The organism is Comamonas sp. A7-5, assembly GCF_039581385.1.
Lineage (GTDB): Bacteria > Pseudomonadota > Gammaproteobacteria > Burkholderiales > Burkholderiaceae_C > Comamonas > Comamonas thiooxydans.
Window position 1 is genome coordinate 152,320 of the sequence record NZ_JBCPWO010000008.1, and the last position, 22,355, is coordinate 174,674.

20 protein-coding genes and 1 pseudogene are annotated in these 22,355 nt (G+C 60.1%); 4 read left to right on the top strand and 17 right to left on the bottom strand.

Annotated elements, in window-relative coordinates; all coding sequences use genetic code 11:
- The 11 genes from AAIL67_RS15900 to AAIL67_RS15950 form a co-directional block, all read right to left on the bottom strand.
- Complete coding sequence (locus tag AAIL67_RS15900) at window positions 1-1,164, bottom strand: hypothetical protein (protein WP_253232906.1); 1,164 nt, start codon at window positions 1,162-1,164, stop codon at window positions 1-3.
- Window positions 1,165-1,194: 30 nt separating this feature from the next.
- Window positions 1,195-1,785: an immunity 22 family protein gene (locus AAIL67_RS15905; RefSeq protein ID WP_253232907.1), complete on the bottom strand. Its 591-nt coding sequence runs from the start codon at window positions 1,783-1,785 to the stop codon at window positions 1,195-1,197.
- Window positions 1,782-2,423, bottom strand: coding sequence for a DUF4375 domain-containing protein (locus AAIL67_RS15910; protein WP_034353815.1), 642 nt, complete (start codon window positions 2,421-2,423; stop codon window positions 1,782-1,784). Before AAIL67_RS15910 ends, AAIL67_RS15905 begins: the two co-directional genes overlap by 4 nt.
- A gap of 3 nt (window positions 2,424-2,426) precedes the next feature.
- Window positions 2,427-3,365: a hypothetical protein gene (locus tag AAIL67_RS15915; RefSeq protein ID WP_034353812.1), complete on the bottom strand. Its 939-nt coding sequence runs from the start codon at window positions 3,363-3,365 to the stop codon at window positions 2,427-2,429.
- Between the two features lie 31 nt (window positions 3,366-3,396).
- Window positions 3,397-5,331, bottom strand: a complete 1,935-nt coding sequence (locus tag AAIL67_RS15920) for a StlD/DarB family beta-ketosynthase (protein WP_063665272.1) — start codon at window positions 5,329-5,331, stop codon at window positions 3,397-3,399.
- 17 nt (window positions 5,332-5,348) lie between these two features.
- The gene (locus tag AAIL67_RS15925; RefSeq protein ID WP_063665271.1) at window positions 5,349-6,281 is read right to left on the bottom strand and encodes a fatty acid desaturase; all 933 of its coding nucleotides are present in this window, start codon (window positions 6,279-6,281) and stop codon (window positions 5,349-5,351) included.
- The gene (locus AAIL67_RS15930; protein ID WP_034353802.1) at window positions 6,282-7,025 is read right to left on the bottom strand and encodes a sterol desaturase family protein; all 744 of its coding nucleotides are present in this window, start codon (window positions 7,023-7,025) and stop codon (window positions 6,282-6,284) included. It lies immediately after the preceding gene.
- Window positions 7,026-7,273: 248 nt separating this feature from the next.
- Window positions 7,274-8,272 carry a tripartite tricarboxylate transporter substrate binding protein gene (locus AAIL67_RS15935; protein ID WP_034353799.1) on the bottom strand — a complete coding sequence of 333 codons (999 nt, stop codon included), beginning with the start codon at window positions 8,270-8,272 and terminating at the stop codon, window positions 7,274-7,276.
- Window positions 8,273-8,413: 141 nt separating this feature from the next.
- A complete protein-coding gene (gene rpoH, locus AAIL67_RS15940) occupies window positions 8,414-9,358 on the bottom strand; it encodes an RNA polymerase sigma factor RpoH (RefSeq protein ID WP_034404796.1) in 945 nt (314 codons plus the stop codon).
- A gap of 176 nt (window positions 9,359-9,534) precedes the next feature.
- Entirely contained in the window at window positions 9,535-10,452 is a 918-nt protein-coding gene (locus AAIL67_RS15945; protein WP_224648814.1) for a LysR family transcriptional regulator, read from the bottom strand.
- A 53-nt stretch (window positions 10,453-10,505) separates the two neighbouring features.
- The gene (locus tag AAIL67_RS15950; RefSeq protein WP_063665268.1) at window positions 10,506-11,519 is read right to left on the bottom strand and encodes a tripartite tricarboxylate transporter substrate binding protein; all 1,014 of its coding nucleotides are present in this window, start codon (window positions 11,517-11,519) and stop codon (window positions 10,506-10,508) included.
- Window positions 11,520-11,630: 111 nt separating this feature from the next.
- Between AAIL67_RS15950 and AAIL67_RS15955 the strand changes: the two genes are divergently transcribed.
- Both AAIL67_RS15955 and AAIL67_RS15960 read left to right on the top strand, forming a co-directional pair.
- Window positions 11,631-13,388, top strand: coding sequence for an IlvD/Edd family dehydratase (locus AAIL67_RS15955; RefSeq protein ID WP_063665267.1), 1,758 nt, complete (start codon window positions 11,631-11,633; stop codon window positions 13,386-13,388).
- A gap of 6 nt (window positions 13,389-13,394) precedes the next feature.
- On the top strand, window positions 13,395-14,081 hold the full coding sequence (locus AAIL67_RS15960) for a GntR family transcriptional regulator (protein ID WP_063665266.1): 687 nt from the start codon (window positions 13,395-13,397) through the stop codon (window positions 14,079-14,081).
- Window positions 14,082-14,089: 8 nt separating this feature from the next.
- Here the strand turns inward: AAIL67_RS15960 and AAIL67_RS15965 are convergent, their stop codons facing one another.
- Together AAIL67_RS15965 and AAIL67_RS15970 are read right to left on the bottom strand one after the other, a co-directional pair.
- Window positions 14,090-14,905: a 3-keto-5-aminohexanoate cleavage protein gene (locus tag AAIL67_RS15965; protein WP_082877454.1), complete on the bottom strand. Its 816-nt coding sequence runs from the start codon at window positions 14,903-14,905 to the stop codon at window positions 14,090-14,092.
- A 12-nt stretch (window positions 14,906-14,917) separates the two neighbouring features.
- Complete coding sequence (locus AAIL67_RS15970) at window positions 14,918-15,823, bottom strand: 3-hydroxyacyl-CoA dehydrogenase NAD-binding domain-containing protein (RefSeq protein ID WP_231905962.1); 906 nt, start codon at window positions 15,821-15,823, stop codon at window positions 14,918-14,920.
- Between the two features lie 327 nt (window positions 15,824-16,150).
- Between AAIL67_RS15970 and AAIL67_RS15975 the strand changes: the two are divergent.
- Window positions 16,151-16,423 (top strand): annotated as a pseudogene (locus AAIL67_RS15975) (IS5/IS1182 family transposase); the annotation flags it as partial.
- Between the two features lie 19 nt (window positions 16,424-16,442).
- Here AAIL67_RS15975 and AAIL67_RS15980 read toward each other — a convergent pair.
- A complete protein-coding gene (locus AAIL67_RS15980) occupies window positions 16,443-18,017 on the bottom strand; it encodes an MFS transporter (RefSeq protein ID WP_063665263.1) in 1,575 nt (524 codons plus the stop codon).
- Between the two features lie 127 nt (window positions 18,018-18,144).
- On the opposite strand from AAIL67_RS15980, the gene AAIL67_RS15985 reads away from it, so the two are divergent.
- Window positions 18,145-19,113: a LysR family transcriptional regulator gene (locus tag AAIL67_RS15985; RefSeq protein ID WP_343484358.1), complete on the top strand. Its 969-nt coding sequence runs from the start codon at window positions 18,145-18,147 to the stop codon at window positions 19,111-19,113.
- A gap of 319 nt (window positions 19,114-19,432) precedes the next feature.
- On the opposite strand, the gene AAIL67_RS15990 is transcribed toward AAIL67_RS15985, so the two are convergent.
- The 3 genes from AAIL67_RS15990 to AAIL67_RS16000 are packed head-to-tail and all read right to left on the bottom strand — an operon-like array spanning window position 19,433 to window position 22,347.
- Complete coding sequence (locus tag AAIL67_RS15990) at window positions 19,433-20,293, bottom strand: alpha/beta fold hydrolase (RefSeq protein ID WP_343484359.1); 861 nt, start codon at window positions 20,291-20,293, stop codon at window positions 19,433-19,435.
- Window positions 20,294-20,350: 57 nt separating this feature from the next.
- On the bottom strand, window positions 20,351-21,382 hold the full coding sequence (gene dmpG, locus AAIL67_RS15995; RefSeq protein ID WP_343484360.1) for a 4-hydroxy-2-oxovalerate aldolase: 1,032 nt from the start codon (window positions 21,380-21,382) through the stop codon (window positions 20,351-20,353).
- A 14-nt stretch (window positions 21,383-21,396) separates the two neighbouring features.
- On the bottom strand, window positions 21,397-22,347 hold the full coding sequence (locus AAIL67_RS16000) for an acetaldehyde dehydrogenase (acetylating) (RefSeq protein WP_343484361.1): 951 nt from the start codon (window positions 22,345-22,347) through the stop codon (window positions 21,397-21,399).
- Between the last annotated feature and the right edge of the window lie 8 nt (window positions 22,348-22,355).

Sequence of the window (22,355 nt, forward strand, 5' to 3'; positions counted from 1 at the left end):
TTAGCGTGGCTGCTGCTTCCAGTCAGGCTCGGGAAAATGCTCGTTGGATGCGGTGACGATCAGGTCCAGCACCGGCTTGCCATCTTCGTCGAAGCGCACTCCGGGGCCCCAACGCGCCTGTTGGCGCTGGCCCGAGAACCAGAACAGCTTGCGCTCCCAACTGCCGGGCTTGGGCGGCTTGCGGTTGGCCTGAATCAGGTGCTCCTGTATGCGTTGCAGGCCTGCCGTGAGACGCCACGGAGCCAGTTGCAGAAGAGCGGCTCGCAGCTCTTGCGCCCAGGCCTCTGGCGCGGGCGAGAAGCGCTGGAATGACTGACCTGCTGCTAGTCTTCGCACGCGTTCGTGCAGCTCGATGCCATACAGGGCGCAGGCCTCGCTGACCTTGCCTTGTGCCATCAGATTGCGTGCCTTGCGCTCCAGAGCCGAATCCTTGGGGGCCTCTGCTGACGACCACAGCCAGCGGGCATCGCTCCATTGATGGCGGCAGTTGTAGAGAAACTCGGACGACAGAAGCAATTGCCAGCCGGGCATCTTCGACTGCATGACCGATCGAACCATCAGGCAGGGCTGGCGCTTGCGAGTGGCAGGGCCATAAGCCGCGAGTATGGCGGTGGTGCGCGCTGCAGGTCGTCCGCGATCATCGCGCGGCCAGGATTGAAGCAGGCGCACGGGGTCGATGGCCGCCACATCGGCCTGCAGCTGTTCGAGCGCCGGCCCGGCATCGGCAAGCGTGTCCAGCATGCCGAGGTTCAGATCCTGATCCATCGCAGGTACACGGGCTTCGGTCTCGTCGGTATATGGACTGCGGGCCATGGCCTGGATGGTGACCTGTGCCGGTGCTGCATCAGGCGCTGCACGCCATTCATGCAGCAGCTGTGCAAAGCGCTCGGGGTTGCAGCTGACTTCATGGTGTATGACTTCACTGGCCGCATCGCGCAGCGTGATCCAGGCATGAAGCCGATGCTCCGCGTCCAACTGCATGGCCTCCTCATAGCGGGTGGCCGAGAAAGCGCCGTTGCCACCGTGGTGCACAAAGAATTCGACATCCATGAAGCCGGCTGCCACGTTGCTGGTAATGCGTGTTCTGGCAGCGTCCTTGTGTTCGGCCTGGCAATCCGGCAGCTGCAGCCATTGCTGCGAAATCTGGGCAATCAAGTCTTGCATGAAGAAGATGAAAAAAGAGTCTGAGCTGCGTCAGTCGTCAAAAAGACCGATGTAGCTCAGTCCGTTGTAGAGCTTGTCCGGATCGGTGATTGGCTCGGTGGGGTCGGCATAGACAAACATGGCGTTGGCCGTGTGAATGCCCTGGGCCTCGCAGGCCTGCACGATGAGCGCGAGCGATGTGTCGGAGTCCAGAGCGCTGTGGCTCACCAAGGCAGAGACAGGAACAGGCTCGGGAAGCCAGATCATCAGCAGCAGGTCTTCGTCGAACAGAAACTTCCTGCCCAGATCCCGGCAGAAGCCGCAGCCCGTGACATCTTCGCTGCTGCTTTCGATATCTTCGACTTCCAGCTCCCAGTAGCTGTCTGCATGGTCGAAGTAGCGGCCAAACTCCGCCTCGCCCAGCGGCGTATTGCCGATCCAGAAATGCAATGCGGAAAAAGGCGCGGGCGGCGGTGTCGGACCCAGCTCCTCGACCCAGTCGAACAGGGTTCCGGACTTGAGGCGGTGGCGCTTTTCCAGTTCCGGAAAGCCGCCGCCGGGTGTGCGGTTCAGCGCTTCGTCCACCAGAGCCTTGCGAAATGCCAGCGAATAGGTCTTGCCGGATTTGTTTTCAGATTTCATTGGACGGGTCCGTAGTGCATGACCACCAGCTTGTTCAGGGGCTCCGGGTAGTCCCAGAAGGCTTCTTCGAGCTCCTGCAACTGCTCATGCTCGGCATCCGTCAGCAGTGCTGGCAGATCGGAGTAGTCCACATTTTCTGGGCCCTCTTCGAAGCGCTTGAGCACCGCAAACATGTCCTGCAGACACTGGCGCGTGATGGGCGCGCCTATGGCCTGCAGAGCCTGCAGGGTGAGCTGATGGTTGGCCAGCCCCCAGTTGCCCAGGAACTGCAGAAAGCCGCCGTTGTTGATATCGGCTTCCATGCGCCATAGAGCCACCAGTTCACGCTGGACCGGAGATATCCGGGTGATGTCCCATTGGGCGGCGAGCAGCGCGCCCATAGCCTGGTTGTAGAGACTGTCCTGATCCAGGTCCCAGATGCTGACCATGCCTGCGGGAGATGGCTGCCACAGCGCCGGCCAGTTCAGGCCGTGATCCTCGTCGGTCAGAACCCAGTGCAGCCTTTGATCGGGCGCGGCGCTTTCCAGGCGGATATGCCGTTTGATGGGCTCGGCCAGTTCACGTCCATCCGCTAGTGCAAGCCAGATGGTCTGCTCGTCGATGCGAACGCCTGTGATGCGGTTGCTTTGTGGGTTCATGGTTCAGCTTTGTGCGGCGGTCTGATCCATCACCGTCTCGGCGGCCCGGTGCATCTTGGCCAGCTCGCGCGCGGGGACAGGGTGCTCGCCGTTGGCCATGCGTGTCAGCAGCGAGTGCAGCATCTCGGTGGACAGGCCGTGCAGCACCAGACGGTAGGCGGCATACAGGGTGGACAGCGGCACCATGGGGTGCTTGTTGTTGAGCAGCACCAGATGCTCGGGCGAGGCCAGGATCTTGGCGCAGTAGATGGCAACGGTTTCGTCGAGCTGCAGCGAGTTGCTAGCGCGCCAGAAGTCGTTGTCGGTCAGCAGCAACTGGTAGATGGGCGTGTACAGCTCGATGGCGCTTTGCAGGTCGATGACGTTGAAGCGTCCGCGCGGCATGTCTTCGAGCCTGAGATCGGGCTCGCGGATCATGGAGAAATCGGGTTCGGCCACGGGTACCAGTTCCTGCCCGTTCTCGCGCAGTGCCTTGTTCAGGCGAATCACGAAGTTGAAGAGGTTGAGGTCGTGCTTGAGAAACAGCTCGTCCTTTACATCGTCGATTTCCATGGGCATCAATGGCGCGGTGCTGACCTTGGTCGGGGCATTGGCGGCGACGAAGGCCAGTACCTGGGAGCCCAGATGAAAGTGGCGCATGATGAGCCAGTTGGCCTCTGGCGAGAGAAACTTCTTCATGCCGAAGGCCAGCAGGCGGTGCAGCAGCATGGAGTGCGACCAGCGCTTGGGCAGAAAGATCTTCAGCGCCTGAATGATGATCATGGACAGCCGCGCCAGCGGCCGCATGGCCGGCAGAAAGAACTGGCGCGAGCTGCTGCTGCAGTCGCGCAGCCAGGCGGCCTTGACGTCATCGGGCAAAGGCGTGCTCTGGTCGAGGTAGAGCGCCAGCCAGGGACTGGGGTCGCGCTCGTCCCAGACATGGTCGTTGAATTCGTTCTTCATGAATCCTCCCGGTGCTTCTTGCTGTTTCTGGTTAGCGCTCGGTCAGCACATGCTGAAACTGCATCAGGTACATGGCTGCGGTGTTGCGTGCGGTCTGCAGTATGGCCTGCTGGGCCGTGCCTTCGCTGTCCAGCTCCAGCGCCATCTGCACGGCCAGCAGCCAGCGCTCCAGGTGGTTCTCGTCATTGGCACCGTGGTATTCGAGAAAGCGGAAGGCATCGGGCGGCAGCGGCAGGCTCTGGCGCAGCAGGGGCAGCAGGCTGGGAACGATGCGCTGGCCCGTGCCTTCGATGATGTAGATTGCGCCCAGCAGGCCGATCGGGTTGGGCGTGGCAGCCAGGCTGTGCAGATAGGCATTGAGCGCTTCGCCGCCGGGGTTGCGGCGCAGGCGGTTGATGTCGGTCTCGGTGCCGCCAGCCTTCAGATAGTCGCTGTGCAGAATCTTGAAGTCGTTCTGCTCCTCGCCTGCATGCAGGTCGATCAGTGAAGCCAGCGTGGCGTAGTCACCGGTCAGCGAGGCGGCGCCTTCGCGCATCCACAGACTGCCTTCGCGCACCTGGGGAATCCAGTGGCTCATCCAGCGCAGATAGTCGGTGATCTGCAACTGGCGTGTGCGCATGCGCTGGAGCAGGGGAGTGCGCCAGACATTGCTGCGGTAGTCCTGCCAGATGCTGGCGAGCTCTGTCAGCAGCGGCGCCAGCTGCGATGGCGCAGCGGCCGGGTCATGGGGCGCGGCGATGGTCGAAACATCGGGAAGCGCGTCATCCGCTTGCTCCGTAGTGTGCACGGATTCCTGAGGGAAATTGGCCTCAATCGCTTTGTGTGTCTGCGTGTCAAGCTCTACTTCCCATAGCATATAGCCTGCGGTGAAGCGGCCCGACTCAGGGATGAAGCAGAGCACGGTGTCGCCGGCTTTCAGGCTCTGGCCCTGCTTTTGCAGAAACTCCGACAGCATGATGAAGATGGAGGCTGCACCCGTGTTGCCGCGCCAGGCCAGATTGCTCCACCAGCGCTCGCGCGGAATGCTGAGCTGGGCCTTGCCCAGCAGCTCGTCGACAACGGGGATGAAGCGCTCCGACGAGTAGTGGCAGAGAAAGTGGTCAATGCCGCGCTCGGGCACCCAGCCCTGGTGGGCCAGGGCTGCATATTCGTGAATGCAGACATCGAACAGATGCGGAAGCAGGCGAATGTCCTGGCGCAGTGCCAGAGCGCCTGCGGCCTCGGCATCGCTCCAGGCAGGGAAGTCCAGATGGCTTTTGCCGCGATCGGCTGTCATGCCCAGTTGCATGCACACGGGGTAGTCGCCGGCAAAGCTGCGCTGGTGTGTCCACTTGAGCTTGAGGCGCAGTCCGTTGGCCTGGGGCAGGGCCTTGGGGCCGCCCAGCAACACGGCGCCCGCGCCGTCGGATAGCATCCAGCGCAGAAAGTGGGCGTCGAAATCGGTGTCATAGCCCTGGGCTGCAAAGCGCGAGCGCTTGAAAAGGCGCGAGGGCATTTCGCTGGCCACCGACAGGGCCAGCGCATGGGCGCCGCTCTCCACGGCCATGGCTGCGGCTTGCATGGCCCCCACACTGGCGGCGCAGACCCCATGCACAGAAAGAGTTTCCATGGGCGGGGCGGCCATTTCGCCCTGAATCATGCTGGCAAAGCCGGGCATCAGCGCGTCCCCCCCCGAGGAACCGCTGGACAGAAAGCCGATATCGCCGAGCTTTTTGCCAGCCAGGGCCAGAGTCTCCTCGATGGCTCCGGCTGCCATCTGGGCGTTGCTGAATACCGTCTGGCCTTCACCATCGATGGCGTAATGACGGGTCTGGATGCCGTTTTCGGCCAGGATGCGGCGCTTGATGCGCTCGGAGATGCGGTTCAGCGGCGCGACAAACGCATCCATGCCAGCATTGTCCACCGGGGCACCAGGCAGAAACATGCCGGCAGATTGCAGATAGACGTTGGAATAGGCAACAGGCATAGATCCTCAACAGGTTTTTACTTCACAGCGTCGGGCGGCATCTGCGGCTGGGTTCTTGCCGCGGGCCAGACCAGACCCAATACAAACACGCGTCCCATATAAGGCAGCAGGCCACCTTCGTTCAATGCAGGTGTGACCCGTTGACGGTAAATTCGCTCATGCAGTCCGCTCAGTTCGGACCAGTGGGCATGCGGACATTCATGGTGCGCGGTGTGCAGGCCAATATTAAAAAGCAGGGGGTTGACCAGGCCTTCAAAGTTGCGCGCGTAGTTCAGCTCGATACCTGGAGTATTGCGCTGTGCTCTGCTCAGCGGCCTTCCATCGGCGTGGGCATGCTGCAGGTAGTTGGTAGCCAGCAGCCAGTGCAGGCCGTGCAACTGGGGAACGATGATGAAGATCAACGCCTTTTGCCAGTCCAGCCAGAGAAAGAAGCCCCAGCTTCCCAGCCACAGCGCGTATTGCCCCATGCAGTAGCGAAAGGCGCCAGGCCAGTGACGGTGCAGATTGTTCAGCCAGCGAAAGAACAGCGGATACAGCACAAAAGCCGCCTGCACCGGGTGAATCAGATAGCCCCACAGATGATTGGTATCGCCGCCCCATTCTGGCCGGTAGGTGCGTGCCAGATCGCGCGGTCCATGGCGAAATCGATGGTGATTGGCCACATGGGCGGGCCAGAACACAAAGGTGGGGTGGCCTTGAAGCAGGGTCAGCCAGTAATCGGTGAAGCGGTTGGTCCAGCGTCCCCACCACATGCGCACATGGGTGTGGTTGTGGTGAATCACGCCTATTCCCAATGTCAGAAACAGCTCGATGACGTAGAGAATGAAGCTGAAGCCATGCCTCCATTGCCACCACACGAGCAGCGGCAGCAGGAGCATGTAGAAGACGGATTGCCAGTCCCGCCAGTGGCGCAGGACTGGATATCGGCGCTGGCCTGGGTGCCTGCTCATTCAGTGACTGGAGCTTTTGGGGGTGTTGTCTGCGACCCGCGTGCGCATGAGCTGGTCCATGAAGGCCAGCGCAAAGCCATAGTTGCCTGCCGGGCGCGCGTGGTGCAGATGGTGACGGCGGCTGGCGGCCAGTGGATGGGTGTCGGGGACTGAGGGGAAAAAATCGTAGTTGGAATGGCCGATCAGATTCAGGATCAGGCTCAACACCGGCACCGAGGCCAGCGACCAGAAATAAAAGTCATGCACCAGCATGGGCAGCAAGATGATGTTGCCCAGCATCAGCGCCTCGATGGGGTGGAAGCTGTAGGTGGACCAGGGGGTTGTCACCACGGAGCGGTGATGATCGCCGTGATAGCGCACCAGGCGGCGCGTGTGCAGCAGGCGGTGGTTGATCCAGAAGTGCACATCGTTCCAGATCAGCAGCGCAAAGATCTCCACAGCGATGCGCCCGGCGCTGGCGGTGGGCGAGAGCTGGGCCCAGCCTAGTTGCAGAAAGCCCCATGGAACGATCATGCCTGTGCCGAAGATCAGTATGGAATGAAAGGACTGGCGCCATTCACGCTTTAGCTGATCGGGCTTGAGCGGGCGCGTATCGAGCGGCCTGCCTATACCCGCGCGCGCGAGGGCCGCTGTCAGTGCTGCCATGAGCAGGCCGCCCAGCAGATAAATACCCCCGAAAAAAACCAGGCCCAATGCCATGACTTGCCAGGCATTGAGCTGCGTGAACCAGGTACCAGCGTCCATGAAGGCTCCAAAAGCGGTGGCGCTGCCCTAGATACAACAATGCGCCCGACGGCATAGCGTAAACCCATGCCTGTCGGGCGCATGATAAAGGACGCCGCAGTAGCTCTCGTTGATACCCGGAGTCGCTTCAGCGTGTGGGATGGAGGGAAACAGGTGCACTTCATCTGCGTGACAGCGAGCAAGCGCCGCCGCGCAGCGAGGCCGTCGTCCCCCCCGGGGGAAGCCGCAAAGCGGCTCAGGGGGCGTGTTTACTGCGCCGTGATTCCCTGCTCGCGAATGATGGTGCCCAGCGCCTTCACATCCTGCTGGATGCGGTTGCTCAGGCCCTCGGGCGAGCTGCCCACGGCTTGCCAGCCTTGCATGGACAGCTTCTGGCGCATCTCGGGCGTACGCACGATCTCGCTGACGGCGGCTGCCAGCTTGTCCACATGGGCCTTGGGCATGGATCTGGGAGCAGCCACGGCGTTCCAGATTTCCAGATCAAAGTTGTTGACGCCGAGCTCTTTGAGGCTGGGAAGGCCGGGAGCCAGCGGGCTGCGTGCCGCAGAGGTCACTCCAATGCCGTGCAGCTTGCCGGCCTGAATCTGTGCCATTGCCAGTGCCGGAGGGAGCATGGACAGCTTCAAATCGCCGCCCTGAATGCCGTTGAACACTTGGGGGTAGCCGGTATAGGGCACGTGCACGGCCTTGATGGCCGAGCGGCTCTTGAGCAGTTCCATGCCCAGATGGCCCACGGTACCGACACCGGGCGAGCCATAGCTCCATTTGTCGCCAGCCTTGGCGGCCGCTTCCATGAAGGCTTTGCCTTGTGGGGCCGACGCGGGGGCTACCAGCACCAGCGGAGCCACGCCGATCAGGCTCACGGGCTGCAGGTCCTTGATGGGGTCATAGCGCACGGCAGGGTTGAGCATCTTGGCAATGGTCATATTGCCGTTGATCATCACGCTGAAGGTGTAGCCATCAGCCTTGGCGACATATTCGCCGGCGATATTGCCGCCGGCCCCCACGCGGTTCTCCACGATGATGGTCTGACCCAGCTTCTTCTCCAATGGCTCGGCCAATGCGCGGGCCGTCAGATCGGGCGAGGAGCCTGCGGGGAAGCCCACGATCAGATGCAGGGGCTTGTCGGGCCAGTTGTCGGCTGCCATGGTGGCCGGAGCCATTGCTGTCGCCACCATGGCGACTCCTGCTGCAACCAGGCTGCGGCGGGACAGGTTCTTCAGGAGGCGCGAAGTGCGAATAGGCATGGCAGGTCTCTTGTGAATTCTTGATGGTTGATGGCTGCCCATGAGTGCAGCATGTCTTTCGACAAATAAAAAACCCGGAAATTATCCGGGTTTGAGGTTCAGCATTTCAGCCTTTTTAAGCCTTGCTGCGCAAGTTGGCGTTTACGCAAACTCGGCCAGCGCTTTTTTCATCTTTTTCATGGCGGCTACCTCGATTTGGCGAATGCGCTCGGCGCTCACACCGTATTCGGCAGCCAGCTCATGCAGCGTCATGCCGCCAGAGCCGTCGTCATTGACCTTGAGCCAGCGCTCTTCAACGATGCGGCGGCTGCGGTCATCCAGGCCCTCCAGGGCCATGACCAGACCATCGGTCGCCAGATGATCGCGCTGACGCGATTCAAGCATGGCTGTAGGCTCGTGGCTGGCATCAGCCAGGTAGGCGATGGGGCCGAAGGCCTGTTCTCCATCATCACTGGGAGAAGGATCCAGCAGCACATCGCCACCGGCCAGACGGGTTTCCATCTCGATGACTTCCTCACGCTTGACGTTGAGCTTTGCAGCAACCGCGTCAATTTCGTTCGAGGTCAGGGTTTCGCGCAGGGCCAGTTCATCGTCGGCCATCGCGGCATCGGACTTCAGGTCATGCTTCATCGAGCGCAGATTGAAGAACAGCTTGCGCTGGGCCTTGGTCGTGGCGACCTTGACCATGCGCCAGTTCTTCAGAATGTATTCGTGGATTTCCGCCTTGATCCAGTGCATGGCGTAGCTGACCAGACGCACGCCCTGATCGGGGTCGAAGCGTTTGACAGCCTTCATCAGTCCCACATTGCCTTCCTGAATCAGGTCGCCGTGAGGCAGGCCATAACCCAGGTACTGGCGCGAGATGGAGACGACCAGACGCAGGTGAGACATCACCAGACGCCCGGCGGCGTCCAGATCATTGTGTTCTTTGAGCTTGCGAGCGTAATCCTGCTCTTCCTCAAGGGTGAGCATTGGCATACGATTGACCGCCGAGATATAGGCATCCAGGTTGCCCAGCGGAGGTACCAGCGCCCAGGGGTTCGCGGGCGCCAAGGCAGTAGCAATGGAGCCGGAGGCAGTTTTCATTGCAGGTTTCCTTTCTTCCATGATCTTCATATTAGCACTCCGTTAGAGAGAGTGCTAAAGACAAAGTTCCCACAGCTTTTGTTGGTTTTTGACGGCGCAGGCGGCTCGTGTCGATTCGTGGAGAATTTTTTACATTCCCTTCGACCTCTCTCTTTCCCGGCATCTGCTGTAGTGCACTAGCTTGAATGAGAGGCCAGGTTGTGCAGGCTCGCTCTGATTAACGCCTCCAATGCCTTGGCCGCCGAGCTTCGAGGTGCGTGGCGGCGCATCACCATGCCCAAAGGACGTTGAATTCCGGGGGACGACAAAGGAATCTGCAAAAGGCGGCCAGCTTGCAACAGCGATACGGCTGTTTCAGGCAGTGCGCTGATGCCCAGGCCCGCACTGACCAGAGCTCCTATGGTTGCAATATGGTCAACTTCAAAGACGGGAGCGAAATAGAGCCCTTTTGAGTGCAGATCCGCATCAATGTACTGGCGGACGCTGGCAGAACTGGGCATGGAGACATGCGGATAGTCCAAGGTGTTCTCGATCGCGACGGGACCTGCCTGCTTGGATAGAGGATGGTCATCGGGACAGATGAGAAAGAACTGGTCCTCCATCAATTGCTCATATGCGAGGTCTTCTTGCTTGGGATCTGCTGCAGTGAGTGCAAAGTCGACCTTGCCATCACGAACGAGATCAAACGCAGGGCCCGATAAGGTATCAAGCAAGGACAAGCGTACCCCGGGATGAATCCGCGTGAATTCGGCAAAGACCTTTGGCAGCAGCGAGGCGGCCAAAGAAGGAAGTGCTGCAACAGTCACCGATCCCGTTCTGAGCTGGACGGTGTCCGTCACGGCCCGTAGGGCTCGCTGCGTATCTCGCAAGATCTCCTGGGCATGGGCAATAAAAACATGCCCCGCATCGGTCAGCTCGACAGCGCGAGTGGTGCGCTCAAACAGTCTTGCTCCGATCTGAGCTTCCACACGCGCAATCAGGGCCGACAGCGCAGATTGGGAGAGGTGAACCAGGAGGGCGGCTTGACCAAAGCTCTTGGTCTGGCTCAGGGCTACTACCGCTCTCAGGTCTTTGGTTGATAGATTGGCTTCCACCACAGCAGTATAGGTAGCGGAGCTGCAGCGTCCTGGAGCTCCGCTATCTTCGCTTATTCAGCCTTGATGTCGCTGTCTTTGATCAATCGGGCCCACTTGGCGTACTCGGCGTTGATGATCTTGGCCGACTCGTCCGGCGTGCTGTAGGTAGCAATAGTGCCCTGGGCGAGCATGGAGTCCTTGACATCCTGCTTGGACAGAATCACTTTCAGCGCTGAATTGATCTTCTGAATGACTGCACCTGGAGTTCCTGCAGGTGCCGAAAGTGCAAACATGGAGCTGACCTGCATGTCTGGAAATCCAGCTTCCACGGCAGTAGCGATGTCCGGAATCGAGGCAACGCGTTCTTTGGTCGTTGTGGCCAGGGCCCGGAGCTTGCCTGCCTTGATCTGGCTTTGTGCGGCAGGAACGGTGTCAATCATGGCGTTGACCTGACCGCCGAGCAGATCGGAAAGAGCGGGTCCGCTGCCTTTGTAGGGCACATGAACGACTTCAACCTGTGTCTGACGCTTGAACATCTCGATCGAGAGATGCTGAGGCGAGCCATTGCCTGCGGATGCAAACGTGACGCTGCCGGGGCTGGCCTTGGCAAGCGCTACCAGTTCCTTGACGGACTTCGCCTGAACATTGGGGTTGACCACAAATACCAGCGGAACGGTACCTACGACGGAGATATGAGAGAAGCTCTTATGGATGTCAAAAGGAGTCGCAGCAGGGGTTAGCGCTGCATTGATGGTGTGGCTTGTGAATGCACCCATCAGCAAGGTGTAGCCATCGGCAGGTGATTTGGCGACTTGACCTGCACCAAGGCTACCGCCTGCTCCGGCGCGATTGTCGACGACGAACTGCTGCCCGAGTGCGTCTGAAAGCTGCTTGGCAAGAACGCGGCCGATGACATCTGTCGCTCCGCCCGGCGCATAGGGAACCACCAGCCTCACGGGTTTGGTGGGGTAGTCAGTTTGCGCACAGGCTGCTCCCGATGCGCCGGCTGCGACGAGGGCGGTTGCAAGCAGGGTAACGAGCTTGCGGCGGCGCATGCCCGGATTGACGGGTTCTGTGGGTTTCATGAAGTCTCCTTTAGGGTTTTCAGGTATGCGCTTTCTTGCTTGAGCGCTCGATTTTTCTTTTAATCAATAATATTATTAATAATCAGTGCATCAACAATGGTTAACCCTTCCATGACGAACAAGCCAGACCAGCAAGCCACGATTCATCCGGAAGCCGCATCGAGCGGCATCTCCAAAGGACTCACCAACTACGGTGATCGCGGTTTCTCTCTCTTTTTGCGCAAGGCCTTCATCAAGGGGGCGGGCTATACCGACAAGGCGCTGGACAGACCTGTGATCGGTATCTCGAACACAGGCAGCTCCTACAACCCTTGTCACGGAAACATGCCGCAATTGATTGAGGCGGTGAAGCGCGGCATCCTGATGGCAGGCGGCCTGCCCATGGACTTCCCGACCATCTCGCTGCACGAGAGCTTTTCCCAGCCGACCAGCATGTACCTGCGCAATCTCATGTCCATGGATACGGAGGAGATGCTGCGAGCGCAACCCATGGATGCGGTCGTGCTGATCGGGGGGTGTGACAAGACAGTGCCGGCTCAGCTGATGGGAGCTGCTTCGGTCGGACTGCCGGCAGTGCAACTGGTCACCGGCTCCATGCTCACGGGATCGCATCGAAGCGAAAGAGTGGGTGCGTGCACCGATTGCCGTCGTTACTGGGGAAAATTTCGTGCCGAAGAAATTGATGCTGAGGAAATTTCCGACGTCAACAATCAGCTCGTCGCCAGCGTCGGGACCTGCTCGGTGGCGGGCACTGCCAGCACGATGGCCTGCATTGCAGAGGCTCTGGGGATTGGCATTCCTGGCAGTGCAACTCCTCCAGCGGTTACTGCCGACCGCATTCGAATTGCAGAGCGATCCGGTGAGGTGGCCGTGCACATGGCGCGTGCAGGACTGAGCATTGACAAGATTCTCACGCCTGCTGCCTTCGAAAATGCCATGCGCGTGTTGTTGGCCATGGGCGGCTCGACCAATGCCATCGTGCATCTGGCCGCGATCGCGGGTCGTCTGGGCTACGAGCTGGATCTCAAGGCTTTGGACGTCATGAGCCGCAATACTCCCGTGTTGCTCGACCTCAAGCCGTCCGGCGACCACTACATGGAGGACTTTCATGCAGCCGGCGGCATGCATACCCTGCTTCGAGAGCTCAAGCCCCTGCTGCATCTGGATGCTCTGACCGCGACGGGGCGCACCCTGGGCGAGGAGCTGGAGGCGGCTGGCCCAGGCTTCAAGCAGCATGTGGTCAAGACTTTGGATGCCCCCTTGTATCCACAGGGAGGCATTGCCGTACTGCACGGCAATCTTGCCCCGGCAGGCGCCATCATCAAGCAGTCCGCAGCGAACCCCGAGCTGATGGAGCATGAGGGCCGTGCCGTTGTCTTCGAAAATGCGGAGGATCTGGCTGCGCGTATCGACTCGCCCGAGCTTGATGTGCGGGCCGAGGATGTGCTGGTGCTCAAAAATATCGGCCCCAAAGCAGCGGCGATGCCGGAAGCGGGTTACCTGCCCATTCCCAAGAAACTCGCCGCTCAAGGCGTGAAAGACATGGTGCGTGTCTCCGATGGTCGTATGAGCGGCACCGCTTTCGGCACCATCGTCCTGCATGTGACGCCAGAGGCAGCGATTGGCGGCCCCTTGGCCTGGGTGCAAACCGGAGACAGAATTCGCCTGTCGGTGCGCGAGCGCTGTATTGAATGGCTGGTCAGCGATGAAGAGCTGGCTATGCGTCAGAATGCCAAGCCTGTTCAAGTTCCTGTGGCAGAGCGTGGTTACGCGCATCTGTTCAAGAAAACTGTTTTGCAGGCTGATCGTGGCGCAGACTTTGATTTCTTGACCGCGACGCAGCGCAAGGGTTCGATTCCAAGGAGTTAAGTTCATATGCCGACGGGCGCTTATGCCAAGGAGCGCCGTCCATCCGAGGACGGTGCATCCGTGATTGCCGCGACATTGGAGGAAGACATTGTTCTGGGCCTCTTGGCTCCCAGAGTGCGTCTTGTCGAAGATGATCTGATGGAACGGTTTGCAGCCAAACGCCATGTGGTGCGAGACGCATTGGCTCAGCTGGAAAGTGCTGGCCTGCTTGAGCGCAGGCGCAACATTGGCTCCATGGTGAAGGCTTTCAGCAGAGATGAAGTCATTCATCTCTACGAAATGAGAGAGCTGCTCGAGCTGGAGGCGATGCGCAGAATTGCGCTGCCTCTGGACCGTGATGCCCTGGAGCAGCTCAGGCGCATTCAGACCGGGCATGACGCAGCGATCCAGCAACAGGACCCGCGCGGCATTTTTCGGACCAACCAGGAGTTTCATCGGCTTTTGTTTGCTCAATGCGGCAATGTTTTCTTGTCGCAATCCATCGAAGATTTCGCCCGCCAAACGCATGCGATTCGATTTGGAACGCTGATGTCCAGAGAGCGTCAGCTGCAATCCCAACAGGAGCATCACGAGTTGCTGGCGGTACTGGCGCAGGGGGAGGGGTCGAGGGAGCGCCTGATCCGTCTGACGGCAGAGCATCTTGTGCCTCCAAGAGACCATTACCTGAAGACACAAGAGGCGCTGCTGCCTTGAAGTACTGATCAGTTCAGGAACAGGCGTCGAATATCGTGAGCCGTGGCTAGCGGACGGCCCAGCGCTGCTGCCCCCTGGCAGACCTGGGCGACCAGGGCGGCATTGCTTGCCGCCGGCTCGCCGTTCTTCAGGAACAGGTTGTTCTCGAAGCCGACGCGTGCATGCCCTCCAAGGCTTGCAGCAGCCATCGCGCATGCATTTTCCTGAGGGCCGAAGGCGCACATCGCCCATGGATAGACATCGTCGTGAGCCTCCAGGAACGGCAGCAGATCGATGGGCGAAGAGGTCTGACCCGCCGAGTAGCGGCCCAGCACAAAAAGCAGAAACCATTTGTTTTGCGGGATGACGCCGCTTGCAAGCAGGCGCTGCCAGGCCTGCACGTCCGCCACGTCATACAGGATGACCTGGGTCATCACATTGCTCTGCTTGAGCCATGTGAAGAAGGACCGGATATCCGCTTCGGGAACTTCAGGTTTGAGTATTTCGCGCAAGCCGACAGAGATCGCTTCCGGAGCCGTTTCGCGTGCGACCCGCATCTGCTCGTATGGCTGGTAGACCTGTGCTGCTTCGGTGGTGACCTGAACCACCAGTTCCTGGCCCACTGCTTTGCGCACTGCAGCAGTGGCTTCAATGTAGGCGCTGGCATCGAGCAAATGCTTGCCGTCAGGCTTGCGTACATGCATATGAATCATGGACGCACCGGAGTCCAGGCATTCCTTGGCGGTCTGTGCCAGATCGGCAGCAGTCAGAGGAACCTCAGGGTGCTGCTCCCTGGTCTTGTAGGCTCCGTTGGGGGCAACGGTGATGATCAGAGGTGTATTCATCATGCGCTCCTCTTATTGCTCGGCAGCGTCGCCCACGGAAGGCAATTCGCTCTTGAGAAGTTCGAGACCTGCCAGCAGCGTCTTCTGGTAGCGCTGTTTCTCTTGCGCGATGCTCTCTGGAGTCCACTTGAAAAAACCTTCTCCGGACTTCATGCCGAATTTGCCCTCAGCCACTCTTTGCGAAAGACATGGGCTTGGCTCCTTGTTGGCCGCGAGCGATGGATACATCGTTGCTCCAGCGGCGCAGTGGACTTCCAGACCTGCATGGTCGCGCTGAAGCACGGGGCCCGCTGCAAGAAAGCGAAAGCCGAAGCCAAAGCGCACGGCTGCATCCACGTCTTCGGCTGATGCAATGCCAGCTTCAATCAGTGCAAAAGCTTCGCGAGCCAGCGCGTGCTGAAGACGGTTCGCCAAAAAGCCTGGCAAATCCTTCTTGACCAGCACCGGCACCATGCCGCACTGGCGCATGAAAGCATGAAGGTTCTCTGCACATTCCATGTGAGATGCCTCGCCGCACACCACTTCGACAAGAGGCGTCAGGTGCGCAGGCATGAAAAAGTGCAGACCCAGCATACGTTCCTGCGTTGCTAGGCCTTCTGCAATTGCCGTAATGGGGAAGCTAGAGCTATTGCTGGCCAGCAATGCATCTTTGCGGGCGCGCTGCTCGAGTTGCTTGAAAAGCGTCTGCTTGATGTCCAGGCGCTCCGGGATGCATTCGATCACCAGGTCCACCGAGCTCCAGTCCAGATCGTCCAAGGACGATACGACGGACAGTTTGGCAAGCTGCGGAGCGGCATCCAGTTGGGTCAAGCCGTGATGGACAAGTTCAGGGACTTTGGCAGCCCGGTCAGCATCGGGCTCGACAACAGTCGTTTTGCATGCTCCGCGGCAAAGAACGACCGCGACATCGGCTCCCATGGTTCCGCCGCCAATAACCACAGCATGTGAACGCGAGGGACGGAAAAAGTGCCCAGGCGCACTGAAAATCTTTTGCTCCAACGGATGTCTCCAAGTTCTATGAGTCTTGGAGGAAGTCTGGATGGTTTCAATAAATTTGTTAAACAAATTTATTGGGATAAATATCCTGATTTTTAAATATATTGCGATGTGCCTCTTCTATCCGTGAGGAGCCGTCGACACGATTCAGCCAATCGCAGGCGGTGCCAAAGTACGGCAGTCTTTGATCGACTTGGAGCGTGCTATGAATTTGCCGCGGCAACGCATTGGGCAGCCATGCCGCTCACTGGCACCACTGTGGACGCTACCTGGAGTGCTGCACTGACATTCACCAAGAATGGAAACAAGGTGCATGGTGAAGAGATGCACCAGAGCGGGAGAGGCAACCAGTGGTACTTCGGCATGGATGCTGATCCTGGCCTGGTGCACACAGTACGTGGCACGGCCGCCAATGTCGGCGAGCTTGTCGAGGCCTGCAGTTGGCTATAGAGCAAGGAAATCGATGTCCATGGCAATGCAGGCAACCAAGCTGCAGATCAGCGAGCAGATTCTTGCCCATCGGCATGGAGCGTCATAAAAGTCACCGGGCTGGCCTGCGACCCGAAAAGATCACAAAGCTGCCCAGTGCCAGCAGCCACACGGCGATGGCGGCATAGAGCATTACGCCGCCAAAGCTGTGTACCAGCGCTTCGCGGGCAATGTCTGTCAGTGCCTGCGGCGAAGTGGCGGCGTCAGCGCCTGCCTGCAGGGTGTACAGGGCTTGCAGGTTGCCAGAGGCAATGTCGTTGGCCATCTCGCGCAGCGCTGCAGCATCTACGGGTTCATGCAATGCGGTTTGCAGGTGCTGCTGCACGCCGTGCACCAGCAGGAAACCCATCAGCGCGATATTGATCGACAGCGTAATCATGCGGGCACTCATGTCGATGCCGGACGCCATGCCGGCGCGTGCGCTGGAGACTGCTGCCGTGGTGGTATTGGTCACCGGGGTGTTGGTGATACCCAGCCCTGCACCGGCAATCATGCAGCCCGGCAGCACGTAAAGCCAGTGACTGTGGGCGAACTGGCTGCCAGCGAGCATCAGCATGAATCCAAGGCCGATGGCGAATAGCCCCAGTGGAATGGCGATACGCGGGCCATAGCGCATGGCGATGCGTTCTCCAACCACCGGGAACACCAGCGTGGGAAGGGTGTAGGCTAGCAGCGAGACGCTGGCGGCCGTGACATCCTGACCTAGCGCACTCTGAAAATAGATGGGCAGGTAGATGATGAACGCCCAGAAGCTGAAGTTCATGCCCATGGAGCCCAGCAGCGCACCGGAGAAATTGCGCACCCGAAAGACGGAGAAGTCGAACATGGGATGCTGGGCACGCAGTTCCACCCACATAAAGGCCGCAAAACTCAGCAGACCCACAGCCATGGCGGCCAGCGCAGACATGCTGCCAAAACCGGTGTCGGAGCCCTGCGTCACAAAGAAGGTCAGGCCGAATACTGCGAGGGACAGCGTGACGATGCCCGCAATATCCAGCGCGCCGGCTTTGGGGTCATGCGATTCGTGCACGGCGATGGTGGCCAGAAAGAAAGTCAGCGTGGCAATCAGCACGTGTACCCAGAACACCCAGCGCCAGTCCGAGAGGGCGACGATCATGCCGCCAATCAGGGGGCCAAAGCCCAAGCCTATGCCGAGCATGACTCCCCAGGTGCTGAAGGCGCGGCTGCGCTCGGCGCCTTGTGGAAATTGATGCGAGAGGACGGCTACCAGGCAGATCACCATGGCGCCGCCGCTGGCCCCCTGAAGCACGCGGCTGGCAATCAGCATCGGTGTGTTCCATGCCAGGCCGCACAGCAGCGATGAAAACGCAAAGAGGGCTATGGAGATCAGAAAGACCCGCTTGCGGCCAAACCGGTCTGCCAGTGTCCCGGTGGCCATGAGCACCGAGACGCAGGCGATGGTGTAGGCATTCATGATCCACTGAATGTCTTTGAAGTCACTGTGCAGAACGGACTCCAGCGTGGGCAAGATGACAGGCACGCTGGAGATTTCAAGGCTGAACATCAGTGAGGCCAGACAGACCGATAGCAGCGCAATGCGATTGCGCCGGGTCGGTGCCGGCTCCAGGCTGCTGGTGTTCAAGAGATCAACATCATTCGAGGACATGGTTGCGCACTCCAGAAAAGGGAAACTGCGTTCTGGCGCAGAACGTTCAACGCGAGTCTATGGGAATAAAATTCTTAAATTTACGCGTTGATTTCCCATCATTGGGGAGCTGAAGGATCCAATCGACATGACTGTGCAAGACCCTCTGGAAGGAGTCTCCACCTTTGTGCAGGTGGTGGAAGCGGGCGGCTTCACTGCTGCTGCCAAGCGGCTTGGCGTGACGCGCTCTGCCGTGGGAAAGGCCGTTGCCAGGCTGGAGGCACGTCTGGGCTCGCGGCTACTGCAGCGCAATACGCGTACCCAGACCCTGACTGCGGAAGGGCAGATCTACTACGAGCGCTGCACCCGTGCACTCAAGGAGCTGGATGCAGCCGAGGCGGATCTGGACAGCGGCCGCATGGAGCCCATCGGCCGCCTGCGGGTCAGCGTGCCAGAAGGCTTTGGGCAGCTGTGCGTGGCGCCAATACTGCTGAATCTGACGCGTCTGTATCCGCAGCTGAGCATCGATCTGTCGTTTGGCGACCGTACAGTGGATCTGATCGAAGAGGGGTTTGACCTGGCCATACGCATAGGCCCGCTGCAAGACAGCGGCACCTTGTCTGCGCGCCTGCTGGGCACACAGCACATCAGCATCGGCGCTTCCCCGGCCTATCTGGCACGCCACGGCACGCCCGGCAAACTGGAAGAGCTCGATGGTCATGCGGTCATCAGTTACTCGCACTCGGGTGTCGTCGCCCCGTGGAATGTTGCGCCAGTTGCTGGGCGAGGTGGCAGCTCGGACTACCGCCTGCAGGTGCGCTCCCAGATCAGCATGGACGATATACAGGCCATTGCCGCTGCTGCTGTGGCGGGCTATGGCATTGCCTGGGTCCCTTGCTGGCTGCTGAGCAGCTATGCCAAGCGTGGCGAACTGGTACACATCTTGCCCGCCTATCGAGCCCGCTCTTACGAGATCCATGCACTCTGGCCACAGGCACGGCAATTACGTTGCAAGTTGCGGGTGGCCATCGACGCGCTGGTGGCTGAGATTCCGGCTTTGCTGAATCCTGAGGATGATGCGGTGGCAAAAAATGACAATTCAACCCGTTCTCGGTAAGGGCCGCGTTTTCCCACTAGCGGAGCATGACCCACGCGGATGTGTTTGAGTCGCGGAAGGATCACAGTGAGTGAAATGCTTCGAAGTGGTCCTCGCGACGAGACGCGGAATTTCGTTTGATGGGTGTCAATATCCGTTTGACAATCAGGCTGTCGCATCCAGTTGCGCTCAGTCTGCGGCGGAGCCTGTTGGAGGCTGGGATGGTTGGGCCGCCGACCTGAATTCCTGCTCTTTATCCCAAACAAGCCATTAAGCTGTTGTCCTTGCATGGCATTCATCTCAATGGCTTGCACCCACCTCTTGCTGGCTCACTGGCCGGTCAGCGTGCAAGAAAGTCCTGAACCATTTTGTTGAAGACCTCGGCGTGCTCCCACTGTGCCCAATGGCCGCACTGGCTGAACACGTGGAACTCGGAGTTGGGAATGCCCCATAGCAGGCGAAGGCCGATGTCCAGGGGTACAAAGCGGTCGTCACGGCCCCAGATGATCAAGGTCTTGGCCTTGACCTCCGGCAGGCGCAGGCCGTAGTCGCTGAACTGCTTCGGGTTGATCTGGGCGCTCTTGACGAAGTTTTCCAGGTGATCGCGGCGGGCCAGGATATTGTCCAGACGCTGCTGATACAGCTCTTCGGTCAGGCTGCTGCTGTCGTACACAAACACATTCATCATGCGCTTGAGGTTCTCTACCGTGGGATCGCGGTACAGCGCACCGATGAGCTTGATGCCTTCGGCGGGCATGGGCACGAGGGCGCTGGGTCCGCCAGTGCCGCCGCCCATGAGGATGAGCTTGTCCACCATCTCGGGATTGGCCAGCGCAAAGCCCACGGCGCTATGACCGCCCATGGAGTTGCCGATGATGTGAACCTTGGCGATGTTCAGCGCGTCAAGCACGCCTTTGAGACAGCGTGCGTTCAGATCCGAACGCGAGCCTGTGCTGACGATGGTGTCGCTTTTGCTCCAGCCGGGGCAATCCAGCAAAATGACACGGTATCCCGCGTCCACCAGCGGTTCGATATTGCGGTGAAAGTTGGCCCAGCCGCTGGCGCCAGGGCCGGAGCCATGCAGCATGACCACGACTTCACTGCCGGAGCCGACATCGTTGTAGTGCAGCCTCAGGGGCTGTCCCGCCTCGGTGATCGTGACAAAGCGACTGCTGGAGGCTTCCGTGCTAGGGGCGTTCATAAATGACTCCGTGAAGGCGGTAGCCACGGCTGGCTGACCGCGAAGATGGTGAAAAGATCAGAAGGAGGCGGCTTCGCGTTGCCGCAGCAGGTCCAGGGCGACGTCGACAATCATGTCTTCCTGACCCCCGACCATGCGGCGCTTGCCCAGCTCAACCAAGATATCCACGGCCTTGAGTCCATATTTGGCGGCAGCCACTTCAGCGTGACGCAGGAACGAGCTGTAAACGCCTGCGTAACCCAGAGCCAGCGTCTCGCGGTCCACGCGTACCGGACGGTCCTGCAGCGGGCGCACGATGTCGTCGGCCGCATCCATGAGCTTGTAGAGATCCGTGCCGTGGTTCCAGCCCAGGCGCTCTGCGGCTGCGATGAACACCTCCAGCGGAGCATTGCCGGCGCCCGCGCCCATGCCGGCCAGGCTGGCATCCACGCGGTCGCAGCCTTCTTCCACGGCCACGATGGAGTTGGCCACGCCCAGGCTCAGGTTGTGGTGGGCGTGCATGCCGGTCTGGGTTTCCGGCTTGAGGATGTCCTTGAAGGCCTTGAAACGATCACGCACATCGTTCATGCCCAGCGCGCCTCCAGAGTCGACGACATAGCAGCAGGTGGCGCCGTAGCTCTCCATCAGTCTGGCCTGTTCGGCCAGGGCCTTGGGGGTGGTCATATGGCTCATCATCAGAAAGCCCACGGCCTCCATGCCCAGATGACGCGCATATTCAATATGCTGTTTGGACACGTCTGCTTCGGTGCAGTGGGTCGCCACCCGCACCACGCGCACACCGGCTGCGTAGGCGGCCTTGAGGTCGTGGACGGTGCCAATGCCCGGCAGCAGCAAGGTGGTGATCTTGGCATGCTTGACCACGCTGGCCACGGCCTCGATCCACTCCAGGTCGGTATGGGCGCCAAAGCCATAGTTGAAACTGGAGCCTTGCAGACCGTCGCCGTGGGCGACCTCGATCGAGTCGACCCGGGCCTCATCCAGGGCCTGGGCAATCTGCCTGGCCTGCTCCACGCTGTACTGGTGACGAATGGCGTGGCTGCCGTCGCGCAGGGTCACGTCGGAGATATAGATTTTCTTGGTTTGCGTCATGGTGTGTCGTCTCCTCAGGCGGCCACGGCAAGCGCTGCCAGCATGCGCTCGGCCATATGCTCGGCAGTGCGCAGGCCGGCGCTGGTCATGATGTCGAGGTTGCCGGCGTAAGCGGGCAGATAGTGGGCCGCGCCCTCGACCTCCAGAAAGATCGAGGTTTTCAGTCCCGTGAGGGCATTGCCCACGCCGGGGATGCGGATCGGGGTGTCGATACGGTCGAACTGCACCTGCTGCTTGAGGCGGTAGCCCGGCACATAGGACTGCACGGCAGCGGCCATCTGCTCTACCGATGCGGCAATGGCGGCCTCGTCGGCCAGCGCGCTCAGGGTGTAGACCGTGTCGCGCATGATCAGAGGCGGCTCGGCCGGGTTCATGATGATGATGGCCTTGCCCTTGGTGGCGCCGCCTACGACTTCGATCGCCTTGGATGTGGTCTCGGTGAACTCGTCGATATTGGCACGGGTGCCGGGGCCGGCACTCTTGCTGGCGATCGAGGCAATGATTTCGCCGTAGTGCACCTTGGCCACACGAGAGACTGCGGCCACCATGGGGATGGTGGCCTGGCCGCCGCAGGTGACCATGTTCACATTCGGGGCGTCCAGATGCATGTCGCCGTTGACCACGGGAATGCAGTACGGGCCGATGGCCGCCGGCGTCAGGTCGATCATGCGGATGCCGGGCTTGAGACTGCGCAAAAAAGCGTCGTTCTTCACATGTGCGCCGGCGCTGGTGGCATCGAACACAAAGTCGATCTCTGCAAACCCGGGCATGCGCGTGAGGCCTTCCACGCCCTCGTGGGTAGTAGCCACGCCCATGCGGGAGGCGCGGGCGAGACCGTCGGAGTGGGGGTCGATGCCGACCATGGCGCCCATCTCGATGTTTTTGCCATGGCGCAGGATCTTGATCATCAGATCCGTGCCGATATTGCCGCTGCCGATGATGGCGGCCTTGAGTTTGCGCGTCATAGCGTTTA

Bases quoted from the DNA above. Each gene is read 5' to 3' on its own strand.
- AAIL67_RS15900 (WP_253232906.1), bottom strand. From the start codon at position 1,164: ATGCAAGACTTGATTGCCCAGATTTCGCAGCAATGGCTGCAGCTGCCG.
- AAIL67_RS15905 (WP_253232907.1), bottom strand. From the start codon at position 1,785: ATGAAATCTGAAAACAAATCCGGCAAGACCTATTCGCTGGCATTTCGC.
- AAIL67_RS15910 (WP_034353815.1), bottom strand. From the start codon at position 2,423: ATGAACCCACAAAGCAACCGCATCACAGGCGTTCGCATCGACGAGCAG.
- AAIL67_RS15915 (WP_034353812.1), bottom strand. From the start codon at position 3,365: ATGAAGAACGAATTCAACGACCATGTCTGGGACGAGCGCGACCCCAGT.
- AAIL67_RS15920 (WP_063665272.1), bottom strand. From the start codon at position 5,331: ATGCCTGTTGCCTATTCCAACGTCTATCTGCAATCTGCCGGCATGTTT.
- AAIL67_RS15925 (WP_063665271.1), bottom strand. From the start codon at position 6,281: ATGAGCAGGCACCCAGGCCAGCGCCGATATCCAGTCCTGCGCCACTGG.
- AAIL67_RS15930 (WP_034353802.1), bottom strand. From the start codon at position 7,025: ATGGACGCTGGTACCTGGTTCACGCAGCTCAATGCCTGGCAAGTCATG.
- AAIL67_RS15935 (WP_034353799.1), bottom strand. From the start codon at position 8,272: ATGCCTATTCGCACTTCGCGCCTCCTGAAGAACCTGTCCCGCCGCAGC.
- rpoH (WP_034404796.1), bottom strand. From the start codon at position 9,358: ATGAAAACTGCCTCCGGCTCCATTGCTACTGCCTTGGCGCCCGCGAAC.
- AAIL67_RS15950 (WP_063665268.1), bottom strand. From the start codon at position 11,519: ATGAAACCCACAGAACCCGTCAATCCGGGCATGCGCCGCCGCAAGCTC.
- AAIL67_RS15955 (WP_063665267.1), top strand. From the start codon at position 11,631: ATGACGAACAAGCCAGACCAGCAAGCCACGATTCATCCGGAAGCCGCA.
- AAIL67_RS15960 (WP_063665266.1), top strand. From the start codon at position 13,395: ATGCCGACGGGCGCTTATGCCAAGGAGCGCCGTCCATCCGAGGACGGT.
- AAIL67_RS15965 (WP_082877454.1), bottom strand. From the start codon at position 14,905: ATGAATACACCTCTGATCATCACCGTTGCCCCCAACGGAGCCTACAAG.
- AAIL67_RS15970 (WP_231905962.1), bottom strand. From the start codon at position 15,823: ATGGGAGCCGATGTCGCGGTCGTTCTTTGCCGCGGAGCATGCAAAACG.
- AAIL67_RS15980 (WP_063665263.1), bottom strand. From the start codon at position 18,017: ATGTCCTCGAATGATGTTGATCTCTTGAACACCAGCAGCCTGGAGCCG.
- AAIL67_RS15985 (WP_343484358.1), top strand. From the start codon at position 18,145: ATGACTGTGCAAGACCCTCTGGAAGGAGTCTCCACCTTTGTGCAGGTG.
- AAIL67_RS15990 (WP_343484359.1), bottom strand. From the start codon at position 20,293: ATGAACGCCCCTAGCACGGAAGCCTCCAGCAGTCGCTTTGTCACGATC.
- dmpG (WP_343484360.1), bottom strand. From the start codon at position 21,382: ATGACGCAAACCAAGAAAATCTATATCTCCGACGTGACCCTGCGCGAC.
- AAIL67_RS16000 (WP_343484361.1), bottom strand. From the start codon at position 22,347: ATGACGCGCAAACTCAAGGCCGCCATCATCGGCAGCGGCAATATCGGC.